At 64.9% G+C, this 15,204-nt stretch carries 17 protein-coding genes; 13 read left to right on the top strand and 4 right to left on the bottom strand.

Annotated elements, in window-relative coordinates:
- Nucleotides 1-101: 101 nt before the first annotated feature.
- The 5 genes from JQ573_RS11310 to cynS all read left to right on the top strand — a co-directional run bounded on the left by JQ573_RS11310 (nt 102) and on the right by cynS (nt 4,900).
- Nucleotides 102-980: a sulfurtransferase gene (locus JQ573_RS11310; RefSeq protein WP_212309986.1), complete on the top strand. Its 879-nt coding sequence runs from the start codon at nt 102-104 to the stop codon at nt 978-980.
- Between the two features lie 106 nt (nt 981-1,086).
- Entirely contained in the window at nt 1,087-2,478 is a 1,392-nt protein-coding gene (locus JQ573_RS11305) for a CmpA/NrtA family ABC transporter substrate-binding protein (protein WP_212309985.1), read from the top strand.
- A 160-nt stretch (nt 2,479-2,638) separates the two neighbouring features.
- On the top strand, nt 2,639-3,478 hold the full coding sequence (ntrB, locus tag JQ573_RS11300) for a nitrate ABC transporter permease (RefSeq protein ID WP_212309984.1): 840 nt from the start codon (nt 2,639-2,641) through the stop codon (nt 3,476-3,478).
- Nucleotides 3,479-3,480: 2 nt separating this feature from the next.
- Nucleotides 3,481-4,392 (top strand): ABC transporter ATP-binding protein, encoded by a 912-nt coding sequence (locus tag JQ573_RS11295; protein WP_212309983.1) that lies wholly within the window; start codon nt 3,481-3,483, stop codon nt 4,390-4,392.
- A gap of 19 nt (nt 4,393-4,411) precedes the next feature.
- Nucleotides 4,412-4,900, top strand: coding sequence for a cyanase (cynS, locus tag JQ573_RS11290; RefSeq protein ID WP_092115321.1), 489 nt, complete (start codon nt 4,412-4,414; stop codon nt 4,898-4,900).
- A 70-nt stretch (nt 4,901-4,970) separates the two neighbouring features.
- On the opposite strand, the gene purB is transcribed toward cynS, so the two are convergent.
- Both purB and JQ573_RS11280 read right to left on the bottom strand, forming a co-directional pair.
- Complete coding sequence (gene purB / locus JQ573_RS11285; protein WP_212310744.1) at nt 4,971-6,404, bottom strand: adenylosuccinate lyase; 1,434 nt, start codon at nt 6,402-6,404, stop codon at nt 4,971-4,973.
- A 213-nt stretch (nt 6,405-6,617) separates the two neighbouring features.
- On the bottom strand, nt 6,618-7,442 hold the full coding sequence (locus JQ573_RS11280; protein WP_212309982.1) for an oxaloacetate decarboxylase: 825 nt from the start codon (nt 7,440-7,442) through the stop codon (nt 6,618-6,620).
- A gap of 113 nt (nt 7,443-7,555) precedes the next feature.
- Here JQ573_RS11280 and JQ573_RS11275 point away from each other — a divergent pair, with 113 nt between their 5' ends.
- Nucleotides 7,556-8,500 carry a LysR family transcriptional regulator gene (locus tag JQ573_RS11275; protein WP_212309981.1) on the top strand — a complete coding sequence of 315 codons (945 nt, stop codon included), beginning with the start codon at nt 7,556-7,558 and terminating at the stop codon, nt 8,498-8,500.
- A gap of 47 nt (nt 8,501-8,547) precedes the next feature.
- Here the strand turns inward: JQ573_RS11275 and JQ573_RS11270 are convergent, their stop codons facing one another.
- Nucleotides 8,548-8,871: a DUF1476 domain-containing protein gene (locus tag JQ573_RS11270; RefSeq protein ID WP_097675685.1), complete on the bottom strand. Its 324-nt coding sequence runs from the start codon at nt 8,869-8,871 to the stop codon at nt 8,548-8,550.
- A gap of 349 nt (nt 8,872-9,220) precedes the next feature.
- Here JQ573_RS11270 and purC point away from each other — a divergent pair, with 349 nt between their 5' ends.
- The 6 genes from purC (at nt 9,221) to JQ573_RS11240 (ending at nt 13,453) form a co-directional block, all read left to right on the top strand.
- Nucleotides 9,221-9,988, top strand: a complete 768-nt coding sequence (gene purC / locus JQ573_RS11265; protein ID WP_016843454.1) for a phosphoribosylaminoimidazolesuccinocarboxamide synthase — start codon at nt 9,221-9,223, stop codon at nt 9,986-9,988.
- A gap of 15 nt (nt 9,989-10,003) precedes the next feature.
- Nucleotides 10,004-10,246: a phosphoribosylformylglycinamidine synthase subunit PurS gene (gene purS / locus JQ573_RS11260; protein ID WP_029083848.1), complete on the top strand. Its 243-nt coding sequence runs from the start codon at nt 10,004-10,006 to the stop codon at nt 10,244-10,246.
- Nucleotides 10,247-10,258: 12 nt separating this feature from the next.
- Nucleotides 10,259-10,834 (top strand): hypothetical protein, encoded by a 576-nt coding sequence (locus tag JQ573_RS11255; protein WP_249131607.1) that lies wholly within the window; start codon nt 10,259-10,261, stop codon nt 10,832-10,834.
- Nucleotides 10,835-10,838: 4 nt separating this feature from the next.
- Nucleotides 10,839-11,540 carry a phosphoribosylformylglycinamidine synthase subunit PurQ gene (gene purQ / locus JQ573_RS11250; protein ID WP_092115316.1) on the top strand — a complete coding sequence of 234 codons (702 nt, stop codon included), beginning with the start codon at nt 10,839-10,841 and terminating at the stop codon, nt 11,538-11,540.
- 5 nt (nt 11,541-11,545) lie between these two features.
- Nucleotides 11,546-12,526: a tripartite tricarboxylate transporter substrate-binding protein gene (locus tag JQ573_RS11245; protein ID WP_212309980.1), complete on the top strand. Its 981-nt coding sequence runs from the start codon at nt 11,546-11,548 to the stop codon at nt 12,524-12,526.
- Nucleotides 12,527-12,715: 189 nt separating this feature from the next.
- Entirely contained in the window at nt 12,716-13,453 is a 738-nt protein-coding gene (locus JQ573_RS11240) for a tetratricopeptide repeat protein (RefSeq protein ID WP_212309979.1), read from the top strand.
- Nucleotides 13,454-13,466: 13 nt separating this feature from the next.
- Here the strand turns inward: JQ573_RS11240 and JQ573_RS11235 are convergent, their stop codons facing one another.
- Entirely contained in the window at nt 13,467-14,420 is a 954-nt protein-coding gene (locus JQ573_RS11235; protein ID WP_212310743.1) for a DMT family transporter, read from the bottom strand.
- Nucleotides 14,421-14,653: 233 nt separating this feature from the next.
- Here JQ573_RS11235 and JQ573_RS11230 point away from each other — a divergent pair, with 233 nt between their 5' ends.
- Complete coding sequence (locus JQ573_RS11230; protein WP_249131604.1) at nt 14,654-15,145, top strand: hypothetical protein; 492 nt, start codon at nt 14,654-14,656, stop codon at nt 15,143-15,145.
- The last annotated feature ends 59 nt before the right edge of the window (nt 15,146-15,204 follow it).

Below are 15,204 nucleotides of genomic sequence, written 5' to 3'. Positions count from 1 at the left end.
AACCGGTTTTCCCTCGCGACAAACGCGGAACGCGTTTGCGCGGAGATCATGCTCAACAGGTTCGGGACCACCACAACTGCAACCACAAACAGGAGAGAGCCATGACGGACGTTCTGATCACCGCCGGCGAACTTGCCGAGCTCGTCAAGAAAGAACCATGTGTCATCATCGACACGCGGAATCCGGATGCCTATGCGGCCGGCCATTTGCCCGGTGCCGTCAACGTGCATGACATCTTCACATTCCTAGCGACTTCGACGCCGGAAGGCATCCACGAGCTGAAGACCAAGTTCGCCGACGCGTTTGGCGCCGCCGGTCTCTCCGGCAAGGAGACCGCCGTGATCTACGAGCAGTCGATGAATTCCGGCTTCGGCCAGTCCTGCCGCGGCTATTACCTGCTGACGATGCTCGGCTATCCCAAGGTGAAGGTGCTGCATGGCGGCTTCGATGCCTGGAAAGCCGCCGATCTGCCGGTCACCACCGACGTGACGGTGCCGCCGAAGGCCTCCTTTGCGATCGTGCCGGAGGCCGGTGACATCATGATCGACGCCAAGGCAATGCTGGCCGCGGTCGGCAAGCCCGGCGTCGCAATCCTCGATGTGCGCGATGTCGACGAGTGGATCGGCGAGAGCTCCTCGCCCTACGGCAAGGATTTCTGCCCGCGCAAGGGCCGCATCCCCGGCGCCGTCTGGCTGGAATGGTACCGGATGATGAAGCCGACCGGCGAAGGCCCGCGCTTCAAGTCGAAGGACGAGATCCTGGCGGAGTGCGCCACCGTCGGCATCTCGCAGACCACGCCGGTCTATCTCTACTGCTTCAAGGGCGCGCGCGCCTCGAACACCTTCCTGGCGCTGAAGAACGCCGGCGTGAAGGACGTGCGGATGTACTTCGGCTCATGGAACGAATGGTCGCGCGACCCGTCGCTGCCGATCGATGAAGGCCTGCCGACCGCGGCTGTCGTCACGGACAAGGCGGCATAGAACCTGCATGTTTGTCGGCGTCCGGCGGCGCAAAACGCGGCCGGACGCCGATCAATGCACGGGATCGCGGAGCTCTTCGTGGTTCGGTGCGACAATGGGGCGCAGCATGTCTACCTTTGATGATCCCTTCGACGCCGACCGCGCGCTCCTGCGATCCGGCTGCGCCTGTGGCCGGCATCGCTCAGCCGCCGAGCATGTGCGTGCCGCGCGCACGCCGCGCTGCGAGCCGGTCGCCGATCTCACCGAGCAGAAGCGCTACGAAGGCATCGTCGCGTCGGCGGTGATGCGGGCCGTGTTTCCGCAGGATGTCGCGCGCCGCGCCTTCCTGAAATCGGTTGGAGCTGCGACCGCGCTTGCCGCACTGTCGCAGTTCGTCCCGCTGAAGACGGCGACGGAGGCGTTCGCCGACGCCGGACCACCGGAGAAGAAGGATTTGAAGGTCGGCTTCATCCCGATCACCTGCGCCACTCCGATCATCATGGCGGCGCCGCTCGGCTTCTATGCCAGGCAGGGCCTCGACGTCGAGGTGGTGAAGACCGCCGGCTGGGCTGTCATTCGCGACAAGACCATCAACAAGGAATACGACGCTGCCCACATGCTGGCGCCGATGCCGATCGCGATCTCGCTCGGGCTTGGCGCCAACGCTATACCCTTCACCGTGCCCGCGATCGAGAACATCAACGGGCAGGGCATCACGCTTGCCATCAAGCACAAGGACAAGCGCGATCCGAAGGATTGGAAAGGCATGAAGTTCGCCATTCCGTTCGACTACTCCATGCACAATTATTTGCTGCGCTATTATCTCGCGGAGCACGGGCTCGATCCGGATACCGACGTGCAGCTCCGCTCGGTGCCGCCGCCGGAAATGGTCGCCAATCTGCGCGCCGACAACATCGACGGCTTCCTCGCGCCCGACAACATCTGCCAGCGCGCGATCTATGACGGTGTCGGCTTCCTGCACATCCTGTCCAAGGAGATCTGGGACGGCCATCCCTGCTGCAGCTTTGCCGCGAGCCGCGAATTCATCACGACGGCGCCGAACTCCTTCGCGGCGCTGACCCGCGCGATCGTGGACGCCACCGGCTTTGCTGCGAAGGCCGAGAACCGCAAGCAGATCGCGGAGGCGATCGCGCCGGCCAACTACATCAACGCGCCGGTGACGGTGCTGGAGCAGGTCCTGACCGGCACCTATGCCGACGGCCTCGGCGGCGTGAAGACCGATCCGAAACGCGTCGACTTCGATCCGTTCCCCTGGCAGTCCTTTGCGGTGTGGATGCTGACGCAGATGAAGCGCTGGGGCCAGATCAAGGGCGACGTCGACTACAAGGCGGTCGCCGAGCAGGTCTATCTCGCCACCGACACCAAAAAGGTGATGGCCGAGATGGGGCTCACGCCGCCGACGAGCTCGTACAAGTCGTTCTCGGTGATGGGCAAGACTTTCGATCCGGCCAAGCCCGACGATTATCTCGCGAGCTTCAAGATCAGGAAGTCGTCGTGAGGGGGCGCGCCTACCTATCCACGTCGTCCCGGCGAAGGCCGGGACCCATAACCACTACCGCCAATGATTGGGCACGGCGTCTCCCCGCGTGCCTCACGGTGAGAGCACGGCGTATGGGTCCCGGCCTTCGCCGGGACGACGGGTTGAAAGAGTGCGCGCGATGACGCTCTCCCTCCGTCTCCGCGCCGCCATCGTCTCGATCGCACTGCTCGCCGTCTTCCTCGGCGCATGGCACCTCGCGACCCGCAGCAGCGGCACAACGGCGGCCATGAGCCCCGAATACGCCAGGCTGATGGGGCTGACCGCGACGCAGGGCAAGTCGGCGATGCCCGGGCCGCTCGATGTCGGTGCCAAGCTGTGGGAGCATCTGAAGCGGCCGTTCTACGACAACGGGCCGAACGACAAGGGGCTCGGCATCCAGCTCGCCTATTCGATCGGGCGCGTCGGGCTCGGCTATCTCATCGCGGTCGTCGTCGCGATCCCGCTCGGCTTCATGATCGGGATGTCGCCTTTGATCAGCAAGGCGCTCGATCCCTTCATCCAGCTGCTGAAGCCGATCTCGCCGCTGGCCTGGATGCCGCTCGCGCTCTACACCATCAAGGATTCCTCGATCTCGGCGATCTTCGTGATCTTCATCTGCTCGGTATGGCCGATGCTGCTCAACACCGCGTTTGGGGTCGCCGGCGTGCGCAAGGAGTGGATCAACGTTGCGCGGACGCTCGAGGTCGGCACCATCAGGCGCGCCTTCACCGTGATCCTGCCGGCGGCGGCGCCGACGATCCTCACGGGCATGCGGATCTCGATCGGGATCGCCTGGCTCGTGATCGTCGCCGCCGAGATGCTCGTCGGCGGCACCGGCATCGGCTATTTCGTCTGGAACGAGTGGAATAATCTGTCGATCACCAATGTGATCATCGCGATCCTTTTGATCGGCCTCGTCGGCATGCTGCTCGACCAGGTGCTGGCGCGCTTCACGCGCATGGTGACGTTTCCGGAGTAGCGATGACCGACAAGTTCATCTCCATCGAGGGAATCGCCCGGCGTTATCCCGGCGCCGGCGGCGGCACCACCATGGTGTTCGAGGACTTCTGGCTGTCGATGACGCGCGGCGAGTTCGGCTGCGTGATCGGCCATTCCGGCTGCGGCAAGACCACGGTGCTGAACATCCTCGCCGGCCTCGACGAGCCGAGCGAGGGGACTGTCATCGTCGACGGGCAGGGCATCGAGGGCACCAGCCTCGACCGCGCCGTGATCTTCCAGAGCCATGCGCTGCTGCCGTGGCGCACGGTGCTCGGCAATGTCGGCTATGCCGTGAGCTCGAAATGGCGCAAATGGGACCGCGCCCGGGTCAGGGCCCACGCGCAGAAATTCATCGATCTCGTCGGGCTGACCGGCTCCGAGCACAAGCACCCGTCGGAGCTGTCGGGCGGCATGAAGCAGCGCGTCGGCATTGCGCGGGCGCTGTCGATCACGCCGAAGATCATGCTGATGGACGAGCCGTTCTCGGCGCTGGACGCGCTGACCCGCGGCACGCTGCAGGACGAGGTGCGGCGCATCTGCCTGGAGACCGGGCAGACCACCTTCATGATCACCCACGACGTGGATGAGGCGATCTTCCTCGCCGACAAGATCTTCCTGATGACCAACGGGCCCGGCGCGGTGCTGGCCGAGATCGTCGAGAACCCGCTGCCGAAGGAGCGCGGCCGCATCGACCTGCACCGCCATCCCTATTACTATGCGCTGCGCAACCATATCGTCGATTTCCTGGTCAGCCGCAGCAAGAGCTTTGCCGCTGAGGTGACCGAACACGATCCGCGCCACGTGCCGACGGTGCGGCCCGGCGTCGGCGAGCCGGTGATCGTCTCGCCGCCGCGCGTCGTCGAACCCAATCCCGCGCAGAGCGTTGCGCGCTGAAGCCTGAGGAGGAAACCCCATGAAACGCGAAGACCTCACCGAAAAGCTGCTCGACATCAAGCGCGAGAAGGGCTGGAGCTGGAAGCACATCTGCGAGAAGATCGGCGGCTATTCCGAAGTGCTGATCGTGGGCGCGATCCTCGGCCAGATGAAGCTGACAAAACCACAGGCGGCGAATGCCGGCGAACTGTTCGGGCTGTCGAAGGCCGAGACCGCCATGCTCAACGAGGTGCCGATGCGCGGCGCCGGCACGCCGATGCCGCCGACCGATCCGCTGATCTACCGCTTCTACGAGATGGTCATGGTGAACGGCCCGGCGTGGAAGGCGTTGATCGAGGAAGAATTCGGCGACGGCATCATGTCGGCGATCGACTTCGACATGGCGATGGAGCGTGTCGCCAATCCGAAGGGCGATCGCGTCAAGATCACGATGTCGGGCAAGTTCCTGCCCTACAAATATTACGGCGCCAGCGGCAACGTGCCGGAATACGGCTTCAAGGAGGAGTGAAGGACACGAAGGGCGGATCGCGAGTAGCGAATGGATTCTTGTCCATTCGCTACTCGCTACTCACCATTCGCTACAGGATCGTACCCGGCTTGTAGCTCGCGGCTTCCGGCTTGGCGCGGGCCAGCGCTTCGACTTGCTGGGCGAAGTAGTCGACCTGGGCGCCGGCGTCGCCGGAATTGGCGCGACCCTGCTCGAGCACGAGCTGCAATTCGGCTTCGCTCAAGCCAAGCCGTTGGTCGGCCGCGAGACGCTGCAGCAGGTCGTTCTGCACGATCTTGCCGGTGCGCAGGTCGCCAATGGCGGCGACGGCGTGCTCCTTGATCGCCTCATGGGCGCCTTCACGACCGGCGCCCTTCTTCACCGCTTCCATCATGACCGTGGTGGTCAGCAGGAAGGGCAAATAGCGGTTGAGCTCGGTCGCGACGACGGATTCGAACACCTCCATCTGATCGAGCACGGTGAGCAAGGTCTCGAGCAGGCCGTCGGTGGCGAGGAAGGCATCGGGCAGCATGACGCGGCGGACGACGGAGCAGGAGACGTCACCCTCGTTCCACTGATCGCCGGCGAGCCCTGCGGCCATGGCGAGATAGCCCTTCAGGATCACATGCAGGCCATTGATGCGCTCGCAGGAGCGGCTGTTCATCTTGTGCGGCATGGCCGAGGAACCGACCTGGCCCTTGGCAAAGCCTTCGCTGGCGAGTTCATGGCCCGCCATCAGGCGGATGGTCTTGGCGAAGTTGCCGGGACCGCTGGCAAGTTCGGTGAGGACACTGACCGCACGGAAGTCGAGGCTGCGCGGATACACCTGGCCGACGGCGTCGAGCGCCTTCGGCAGACCGAGGTGAACGAGGATGCGCTCCTCGAGCGCGCGCGCCTTGCCGGCATCGCCATTGAACAGGGTGATCTGGTCGAGACGCGTGCCCACTGCGCCCTTCAGGCCGCGAGCGGGGTAGGTTTGCAGTACATTGACCAGGCTCTGATGCGCCAGCAGCATCTCTTCGCCTGACATGGCGATGCGCTTGCCGAGCGTCGTGACTTGCGCGGCCACGTTGTGGGTGCGCGCGGTGAACGGGATGTCGCGCAATTGCTGGGCGCGCTTCGCAAACCGAATCAGCGCGGCGATGCTCTTGGTCTCGACCAGCTGCAACGCGCGGTAGACCTGCAATTGCTCCACGTTTTCCGTGAGGTCGCGGCTGGTCATGCCCTTGTGCAGGTGCTCATGGCCGGCCAGATCGCAGAACTCCTCGATGCGCGCCTTGACGTCGTGGCGGGTGACGCGCTCGCGCTGCATGATGGAGGCCAGGTTGATCTGGTCCTTGACCCGCTCGTAGCTTTCGATGACGCCGTCCGGAACCGGAATCCCGAGATCGCGCTGGCCCTTCAGCACGGCGATCCAGTAGTCGCGTTCGAGGCGAACCTTGCCCTCGCCACTCCAGATGGCGCGCATGGCGGGTGAGGCATAACGTTCAGCGAGAACGTTGGAAATGTGATCCTGGGACATGATCCCGCTCTCTTGGCACTGCCTGAGGCTGCCTGCAAGTCGCGACCTGTCATGAATCGTCAGGTCTGATAGCGCCTTGGCCGTACTTGCGGTGTTGGCGCTACCATACCAGATCCTTGCAGCCGCCGCCTCTGGCGATCCGGGGCGACGCCGGCCTGCTTCGCGCTGGCCAACGGCTCGTCGCCAGCGCCCCTGCGATGGCCGCCGGCTGTTAGGTCATGCCTGACCAGCTGCAAACATATCCCTTATCGCCTTCACCGGCGCCATGTCGCGCACGAAACTGAACGCGCCCTGGTCCTTCATCTCGCGGGCGCAGCGCAGGAAGGCATTGAGCGCGTGCCGCTCCATCGCGCCGCCGACGCTGATGCGCTTGACGCCGGCGGCGGACAGCTGCTCGACCGTCAGGGTCGGATCGGCAAAGCCCATCACGAGATTGAACGGCCGCGTCACGGCCGAGACCACGGTCTTGATGGTGCCGATGTCATACAGACCAGGCGAATACAGCACGTCGGCGCCGGCGGCCTCGAACGCCTGCAGCCGCTTGATCGTGTCGTCGAGATCCTTGCGGCCGTGCAGGAAGTTCTCCGCGCGGGCGGTCAGCGTGAATGGGAACGGCAGCGCCCGCGCGGCCTCGACGGCGGCCTGAACCCGCTCGACCGCGAGCGAGAAGTCGTAGATCGGATGCTGCGGGTTACCGGTCGAGTCCTCGATCGAGCCGCCGACGGCTCCGGCTTCGGCGGCGCGGGTGATCGCCTTTGCCGCGGTCCTCGGATCATCCGCGCCGCAATTTTCCAGATCGGCGTTGACGGGCAGGTCGGTAGCCGCGGCGATCACCCGGCAGTTCTCGATGATGGCATCGAGGCTGACGGTTGCGCGGCCGAGCGTGTTGGCGAGACCGAGGCTGGTGGTCGCGAGCGCCTCGAAACCCATCGCCGCGAGCAGCTTCGCCGTGCCGGCATCCCAGGGGTTCGGGATGATGAAGGCGCCGCGGCGCTGATGCAGCTCGCGAAACCGTGCTGCCTTGTCTGCCTGGGTGCGCATGTGAACTCCTGATGATGGGAAAAAGCGACTGGCTCAAGCGATAGGGCGGTTTCGGCCATCAAACAAATTTGTTATTTCTCTCGATATCATCAGCTTTTTGCATGGGATGGGGGATGGACAGCGACGCGCTCAACACGTTCCTGGTGGTGCATCGGCGCGGCGGAATCTCCAATGCCGCGAAGGCGCTGCATCGCTCGCAGCCGGCGATCTCGAGGCGCATTGCGCTGCTCGAGCAGGAGCTCGGCGTGCCGCTGTTCGAGCGGATCGCGGGCAAGACGAGATTGAGCGATGCGGGGCGGGTGATGGTGCCCTATGCCGAACGCGCAGTGGCGGCGGCGCAGGATGCCGAGAATGCGGTGCGCGCGCTGCTGCGCGACAATTCCGGTCCGGTGGCGCTGGCGGTGACCGGCACGCTTGCGGGCGAACGGCTCTCGAAAGTGTTGAAGCGCTTTGCCCGCCGGCATCCGGATGTCGCGCTGACGCTGCGCACCGCGACCAGTGCCGAGGTCAGCGATCTGATCCGGCGTGGCGAGGCGACGATCGGGCTGCGCTACGACCGCGACCGCTCGGGTGACCTCGATTGCGAGGTGCTGTTCGCCGAGCCGCTCGGGGTGGTCTGCGCGCCGGACCATCCGCTGGCGGGACGCCGGGTCGGCCGTCTTGCCGATCTCAGGGACGAGCGCTGGATCGCCTTTCCCGAGGTACCCGGACGGCGCGAGATCACCGCTTCGCACGTGTTCGCTTTGTTCCTGACGCACGGGCTCGGCGAGGTCGCCTGGACGCCGGTCGACAGCCTGACGGCGCAGAAGCGGCTGGTCGAGGCCGGGCTCGGGATCGCCCTGCTGTCACGAAGCAACGCGGCGGAGGAGCTGCGCGCCTCCTCGATCGCGACGATCCGCGTCGGCAATCTCACCGCAAGTCACGAGGTCGTCGCCGTCACGCGGCATGGCGGCTTCCTCAGCGCCGCGTCGCGCCGCCTGCTCGAGATCATCCGGGCCGACTTCACCAAAGCGAGGGGCACAAACACGTCGCGCCGGAACGGTGTCCGGCGCGCGTAAAAAGTCGAATTGGAGCTCAGGCGGCATGAGAACTTAGGTTCCCGCCTTCACGTTCCGGCTTTGACCTGGGCCGCAGCCACGGCCAGCAGTTCGTCCATCTTGGCGCGGACGTCGCGCTCGGTGACGGCCTGGCCCTTGGCGGTGAGGTCCTTCAGAACCTTGTGCAGGACGTCATTGTCGCCGGCTTCCTCGAAGTCGGCGGCCACCACCTCCTTGGCATAGGCGCCGGCGGCATCGCCCGTGATCCCGAGCTTCTCGGCGGCCCACAGGCCGAGCAGCTTGTTCCGGCGGGCTTCGGCCTTGAACTTCTGCTCCTCGTCGAGGGCGAACTTCTTCTCGAAACCTTCCTCGCGCTTGTTGAATTCGTTCATGGCCGAAGTTCCAATCCCCTGATGAATGGCGGGCTGCTGCTCGTTGCGGCAGCCCTGATGAGTGCCTAGATAGGTGGGAAGAATCGGCAAGACAACGAGCCGTTAAGCCGCAGGCAAAACAGGCGGAATCGGGCCCTTTTGATAGCGCGGTATAAGTGCCCCGGAGGGGGCACTATCGATTGTGCTGGATGGGCCAATCGGATAGGTTGCCAACAGGCATGGTTCTTGTTCTGTTTCCAATTGGATTGCCCAGGTTCCAGGCCTCCGCGGCAGCTCCGTCGTGGGTCGTAACCCCAAGTCATCCGGAGCACCCAAATCCATGGATTTCAACAAAACACGGTACATCCCAATGAGCCGTCGACGCCGTATTTATGAAGGCAAGGCCAAGGTGCTTTACGAAGGCCCCGAGCCGGGAACCCTGATCCAGCACTTCAAGGACGACGCGACCGCGTTCAATGCCAAGAAACACCAGGTGATCGAGGGCAAGGGCGTCCTCAACAACCGGATTTCGGAGTATCTGTTTCAGCACCTCAACGACATCGGGGTGCCGACCCACTTCATCCGCCGCCTCAACATGCGCGAGCAGCTGATTCGCGAGGTCGAGATCGTGCCGCTCGAGGTGGTGGTGCGGAATGTCGCCGCCGGCTCGCTGTCGCAGCGGCTCGGGATCGAGGAGGGCACCCAGCTGCCGCGCTCGATCATCGAGTTCTATTACAAGAACGACCAGCTCAACGACCCCATGGTGTCGGAAGAGCACATCACCGCCTTCGGCTGGGCCACGCCGCAGGAGATCGACGACATCATGGCGCTCGCCATCCGCGTCAACGACTTCCTGACCGGTCTCTTCCTCGGCATCGGCATCCGCCTCGTCGACTTCAAGATGGAGTGCGGGCGGCTGTTCGAGAACGAAATGATGCGGATCATCGTCGCCGACGAGATCTCGCCGGACTCCTGCCGGCTGTGGGACATCAAGTCGAACGAGAAACTCGACAAGGACCGTTTCCGCCGGGATCTGGGTGGCCTGCTTGAAGCCTACACCGAGGTCGCGAAGCGGCTCGGCATTCTCATCGAGAACGAGCGGCCGGCCGGCAGCGGCCCGGTGCTGGTGAAGAGCTAAGCTTAAGGGGCGACCGTGAAGGCACGTGTAACTGTGACATTGAAGTCGGGCATCCTCGATCCGCAGGGCAAGGCGATCGAGGGCGCGCTGAAATCGCTCGGCGTTGACGGCGTCGCCAGCGTTCGCCAGGGCAAGGTGTTCGACATCGAGCTTGCTGCGACCGACAAGGCCAAGGCGGAGGCGGCGCTGAAGGCCGCCGCCGACAAGCTGCTGGCCAACACCGTGATCGAGAACTACCGGGTCGAGGTTCTGAGCTAGCGAGCGAGCCAAATGACATCTGCCGCTCCCGCCGCTGCTCGCCGTGACCGAATCTTCGTCGGAGCGCTCCTGGTTGGCCTGCTGACCGCAGCCGGTATCGGCGGGGCCTCGGCTCAACCGGCTGCGCCTGCCGCGACGACGCAGCCGCCGCCGTTCACGGTCAGCGGATGGAGCTACGAGCGCCGCGGCTCCGATGTGCATATGTTCCGCTGCGCGCAATCGTCCTGCGGTGCGGGCTCCAAGGTGAGCTACCGGTATTATACCGGCGGAAAACAGATGACGCTCGACCAGTTCCGCGAGGGGCAGGAGCAGATCATCAAGGCGCTGGAGCAGCGGACGCCGGGGCAGCGCATTACGCTGCTCGGCGTTGATGGCGACAAGGGCACCGCGGGGCCGCGCATGTTCAAGGCACGGCGCCTGACCGTGACAGCCAACGGCGCAAGCGAGTATCAGGTCAGCGGCTTGCTGCTTGCCGGACAGGGCTCCGCCAGCCTGATCAGCTCGGCGCGTGACGAAAAGGCCAGCAACGACAATTACGCGAAGTTTGCCGCCGCAGTTAAGCTCGTGCTGGCGCCCAAAACCAGGTGATGCAATGAAATCAGCCGTCCTCGTCTTCCCCGGCATCAATCGCGAGCGCGACATGGCGCGCGCGCTCAAGCTTGCATCCGGCAATGAGACCGCGATGGTCTGGCACGCCGAGACTGCGCTGCCCAAGGGCACCGACCTCGTGGTGGTGCCCGGCGGCTTCTCCTATGGCGACTATCTGCGCTGCGGCGCGATCGCGGCCCGCGCGCCCGTGATGGACGCGGTGCGCGACTTCGCAGCTTCGGGCGGGCTGGTGCTCGGCGTCTGCAACGGTTTTCAGATCCTCTGCGAATCCGGGCTGTTGCCGGGTGTGCTGATGCGTAATGCCGGGCTGAAATTCGTCTGCCGTGACGTGCATATGCGAATCGAGCGCTCCGACACGCCGTTCACCCGCGGCTACAATGCCGGCCAGGTGATCCGCGTGCCGGTCGCGCATGGCGAGGGCAATTACGAGGCGGACGAGGAGACGCTGAAGCGGCTCGAGGGCGACGGGCGGGTGCTGTATCGCTACTGCTCCGCCGAGGGCGTGGTCGACGAAACCTCCAACTTCAACGGCGCCGCGCATTCGATCGCCGGCATCGTCAACGAGCGCGGCAACGTGCTCGGCATGATGCCGCATCCGGAAAACCACGTCGAAGAGATCATGGGCTGCACCGACGGCCGCGGCCTGTTCGCAGGGCTGGTCCAGCAGTTCGACAAGGCGGCGTAACCACCATGTTTGGAAGGTGCCTTGCCGTGGCGACAGCCGCGGTCCTGCTGCTTGCGACGGCGGCCAACGCCCAAGATACATCGAAGCTGGACTTCCCGAAGCGTCCGATCACGATGATCGTGCCGTTCACGGCCGGCGGCACCTCGGATGTGATCGCGCGCGCAGTGGCCGACCAGATGAGCGCGGCGCTCGGCCAGACCATCATCATCGAGAATGTCGGCGGCGCCGGCGGCTCGACCGCGCTGACCCGCGCCGCGCGCGCCGAGCCGGACGGCTACACGATCGCGATCGGCAACGCCGGCACCAATGCCGCGACCTACACGATCTATCCAAAGCTGTCGTTCACGCCTGATTCCTTCGCGCCGATCGCCGTGGTCGCCAAGACCTTCGGCATCGTCGCGTTGCGCAAGGATTTTCCGGCCAAGGACCTCAAGGAGTTCATCGACTACGCCAAGAAGAATCCGGGCAAGGTCAATCTCGGCCATGCCGGCGTCGGCTCGTCGAACTACCTGATCTGCAAGAGCTTCGTGCATGCCGCCGGGATCGACGTGCAGCTGGTCGGCTATCGCGGCGCGGCGCTCGCGCTGACGGACGCGATCGGCAGCCAGATCGACGGCGTCTGCGATGCCGCCGCCTCGGTGTCGCAGGCGATCGACGACAAGCTGGTGAAGGCGGTCGTGGTCGGCTCGACCGTGCGGCTCGCCTCGCTGCCGGACTTGCCGACCTCGGCCGAGGCAGGCCTGCCCGAGTTCGAGGCGCAGGGCTGGAACGGCCTGTTCGCGCCAAAGGGCACGCCGGGCGAGATCATCGCCAAGCTCAACGCCGCCGCGCGCACCGCGGTCGCGAGCGAGGCGGTGAAGAAGCGCTTTGTCGAGCTGTCGACCGTTGCGCCCGACGCCGACGAGCTCGCACCCGAAGTGCTGCAGCAACTCGTGACCCGCGACGTCGCGAAATACCGCGCGTTGCTCGCGGACGACAAGAAGTAGCGGCTTCGCGATGCGCGCGGATCATGAACCTGATCCGCTCCGGCAGACACCAACGCAGGGATAGCCGCTTCCATTTCATAATCTCGTCACGCTAGCGCCGCTTGAGTGGCAACCTGGGATTGTCGCAGCGTGCCGGGTACGCTATGACGGAAGCGATTTGGATGATTGGTCTGGTTCGCTGGAATTCGCATGCCCGTTGCATTGGTCGTACTGCTGCTCGACATCACGCTGATCTATCACGCCTCGCGCACCGGGCGCCTGCAGCCATGGGCCTTCATCATCCTGATGGTGCCGCTGGTCGGCGCACTCGCCTACATCGTCGTCGAGCTCGTTCCGGAATGGTGGGGCGGACCGGCTGCCGCGCAGGCGCGCAAGCGCGTCGCCAACCGTATCGATCCGGAGAAGCGGTATCGCGAACTGTCCGACCGGCTCGCGACATCCGACACGATCGCCAACCGTGCAGCGCTGGCCGCGGAGTGCCAGACCGTCGGGCGCTTCGAGGAGGCGGAGAGCCACTACGATCACGTCTTGCGACTGCCGCAGGGTGACGATCCGGCCTACGCACTGGCCAAGGCGCAGGCCCAGTTCGCCCGCAAGCTACCGGCCGAGGCGCTGGCGACGCTCGATGCGTTGCGCGAGCGCTGGCCCGATTTCGAGTCCGCCGAAGGGCATCTGCTCTACGCCCGCTCGCTCGCCGAGCTGGGCCGGCTCGACGAGGCGCTGGAGGAATATCAGGCGGTGTCGCAGTATTTTCCGGGCGCCGAGGCGCGGGTCCGCTATGGCTTGTTGTTGCAGCTGGTCGGCCGCACCGCCGAAGCGCGCATCGTGTTCAACGAACTGTTGATCCAGATGCGGCGCGCACCGAAGTACCTGCGCGATGCGCAGGCCGAATGGCTGTCGATCGCCGAGAAGCAATTGTCAGCCTGAGCCGCGACACAGGCTAGCGGTTTTGCAATCGGCTCAGCGCGCGCTTATACGCCTCGCCCGGCACCGTCATCGCGGCGACGCCGGCCATGACCAGCAGCAGGCCGAGCGCGAGGTTCGACGGCACGGATTCCCCGAGCAGGATCACCGACAGCGCGACGCCGATCGGAATCCGCAAGTAACCCTGCGCGTTCGTCGTGAGCGTGCCGAGCCGCGTCAGGCACATATAGAACAGCATCAGGCCGAACGCGCTCGAGAAGATGCCCATCACGACGGTGGCGACCAGCGCCTGCGGTGTCGGGTGCAGCGTCCAGGGATGGTCGACGATCAGGGCGACCGGCAGCAGCACGGTGCCGCCGAACAAGAGCGAGCCGGCGGCCACCACCATGGGGTCATAGTCGGAGAGACGAAGCCCGAAGATCGTGGCGCAGGCGAACGAGACGGTGGCGAGCAGGATCGCGATCTCGGCGACAATCTCCTTGCCGAAGCCCGAGAGCGCGTCGAGGCCGATGATCGCGACCGTGCCGGCGAGACCGAGGATCGCGCCGACGAATTTGAGCGGCGAGGCCGGCTCGTGTCGCGTGATCGCCCAGGTGATCAGGAAGGCAAAGATCGGCGTCGTCGAGGCCAGCACCACGGTGTTGGACGCCGGCACGTAGAGCTGCGCCCAGGTGATCACCAGGAACGGGATCGTCGAGTTGATGGTCTGCTGGAAGGCGAACAGCTTCCAGGCCTTGATGTCGGTCGGGATGCGGATGCCGCGGACCCTCAGCACCACGAGCAGGAAGAGCGCGGCGACCAGCGAGCGCGCCGAGATGAAGGTGACCGGCGGGATCGAGCCGAGCCCGATCTTGGTCAGCGGATAGGTCGAGCTCCAGCAGCAGGCCAGCGCCAGGAGCAGCGCATAGTCGCGCCAGCCGCGCGCGCCCGGCGCGGTGGACAGGATCGGCGTTATCGCTGGAGCCGTCATGCCGCCCGTCTTGGCTCTTTGTTTGAGCATGATCCTTTCGGAAAACCGCTTCACACTTTTCCGGATCATGCTCTGGCTGTGCTCTTCGGCACCTTGATTGGCTCCCCCGCGCATTGGCGCGCGACGGGTACAATGTAGCGCGGCGCCGCGCCGCAAGGCTAGGGCGTTTGGAAACGATCACAACACCGTTCAAGGGCTTAAATCACACGCGTCCGCAGCGAATTCGAACTAGCATGGTGCTGGCGCAGCCGCTCCTTGCAAAGCGCAGGGAGCAGTCCGGACGGCACTGCATTCTGCGAACGATTGACAAGGAGCACAGCATGAAGAACGCTCTCGTTTGCGGCTTCGCCGCAGTGGTCATCTGCTTGATGGCGGCGGGCGTCGCTCGCGCCCAATCCGGAGTCCCGCCGGTACCGACCACGCATATCCTTGCCATCGGGACCCTGAACCCGGGCGTTGACCCGGCGGCCGCGCGCGCGATCCTGCCGAGCGAGGTCCGCGAGACCGTCAAGCTCCATCTGGATGGCAAGATCGACCAGTGGTTCTCGCTGCAGGGACGTCCCGGCGTGGTCTTCATCCTGAACATGACCGACACCGCGGCGGCCCACGAGATGCTGGAGAAATTGCCGCTTGGGCAGGCGCATCTGATGAGCTTCGAATTGATCCCTGTCGGCCCGCTCAATCCGCTCCGGCAGTTGCTGGGGACGGCGACGGGGTCGCCGTAGGCTGGACATGGAGGAAACAACGATGGACGCCGGCTTGGCGTCCATCGCGTGACATTTGC

The organism is Bradyrhizobium sp. AUGA SZCCT0105 (assembly GCF_018129565.1).
Taxonomy (GTDB): domain Bacteria; phylum Pseudomonadota; class Alphaproteobacteria; order Rhizobiales; family Xanthobacteraceae; genus Bradyrhizobium.
The sequence above is the reverse complement of the archived record's forward strand: the minus strand, read 5'-3'. Positions and strand labels throughout refer to the sequence as shown.

What these genes read in the sequence shown, in the direction of transcription:
- JQ573_RS11310 (WP_212309986.1), top strand. Translation starts at nt 102, where the DNA reads ATGACGGACGTTCTGATCACCGCCGGCGAACTTGCCGAGCTCGTCAAG.
- JQ573_RS11305 (WP_212309985.1), top strand. Translation starts at nt 1,087, where the DNA reads ATGTCTACCTTTGATGATCCCTTCGACGCCGACCGCGCGCTCCTGCGA.
- ntrB (WP_212309984.1), top strand. Translation starts at nt 2,639, where the DNA reads ATGACGCTCTCCCTCCGTCTCCGCGCCGCCATCGTCTCGATCGCACTG.
- JQ573_RS11295 (WP_212309983.1), top strand. Translation starts at nt 3,481, where the DNA reads ATGACCGACAAGTTCATCTCCATCGAGGGAATCGCCCGGCGTTATCCC.
- cynS (WP_092115321.1), top strand. Translation starts at nt 4,412, where the DNA reads ATGAAACGCGAAGACCTCACCGAAAAGCTGCTCGACATCAAGCGCGAG.
- JQ573_RS11280 (WP_212309982.1), bottom strand. Translation starts at nt 7,442, where the DNA reads ATGCGCACCCAGGCAGACAAGGCAGCACGGTTTCGCGAGCTGCATCAG.
- JQ573_RS11275 (WP_212309981.1), top strand. Translation starts at nt 7,556, where the DNA reads ATGGACAGCGACGCGCTCAACACGTTCCTGGTGGTGCATCGGCGCGGC.
- JQ573_RS11270 (WP_097675685.1), bottom strand. Translation starts at nt 8,871, where the DNA reads ATGAACGAATTCAACAAGCGCGAGGAAGGTTTCGAGAAGAAGTTCGCC.
- purC (WP_016843454.1), top strand. Translation starts at nt 9,221, where the DNA reads ATGAGCCGTCGACGCCGTATTTATGAAGGCAAGGCCAAGGTGCTTTAC.
- JQ573_RS11255 (WP_249131607.1), top strand. Translation starts at nt 10,259, where the DNA reads ATGACATCTGCCGCTCCCGCCGCTGCTCGCCGTGACCGAATCTTCGTC.
- purQ (WP_092115316.1), top strand. Translation starts at nt 10,839, where the DNA reads ATGAAATCAGCCGTCCTCGTCTTCCCCGGCATCAATCGCGAGCGCGAC.
- JQ573_RS11245 (WP_212309980.1), top strand. Translation starts at nt 11,546, where the DNA reads ATGTTTGGAAGGTGCCTTGCCGTGGCGACAGCCGCGGTCCTGCTGCTT.
- JQ573_RS11240 (WP_212309979.1), top strand. Translation starts at nt 12,716, where the DNA reads ATGCCCGTTGCATTGGTCGTACTGCTGCTCGACATCACGCTGATCTAT.
- JQ573_RS11235 (WP_212310743.1), bottom strand. Translation starts at nt 14,420, where the DNA reads ATGACGGCTCCAGCGATAACGCCGATCCTGTCCACCGCGCCGGGCGCG.
- JQ573_RS11230 (WP_249131604.1), top strand. Translation starts at nt 14,654, where the DNA reads ATGGTGCTGGCGCAGCCGCTCCTTGCAAAGCGCAGGGAGCAGTCCGGA.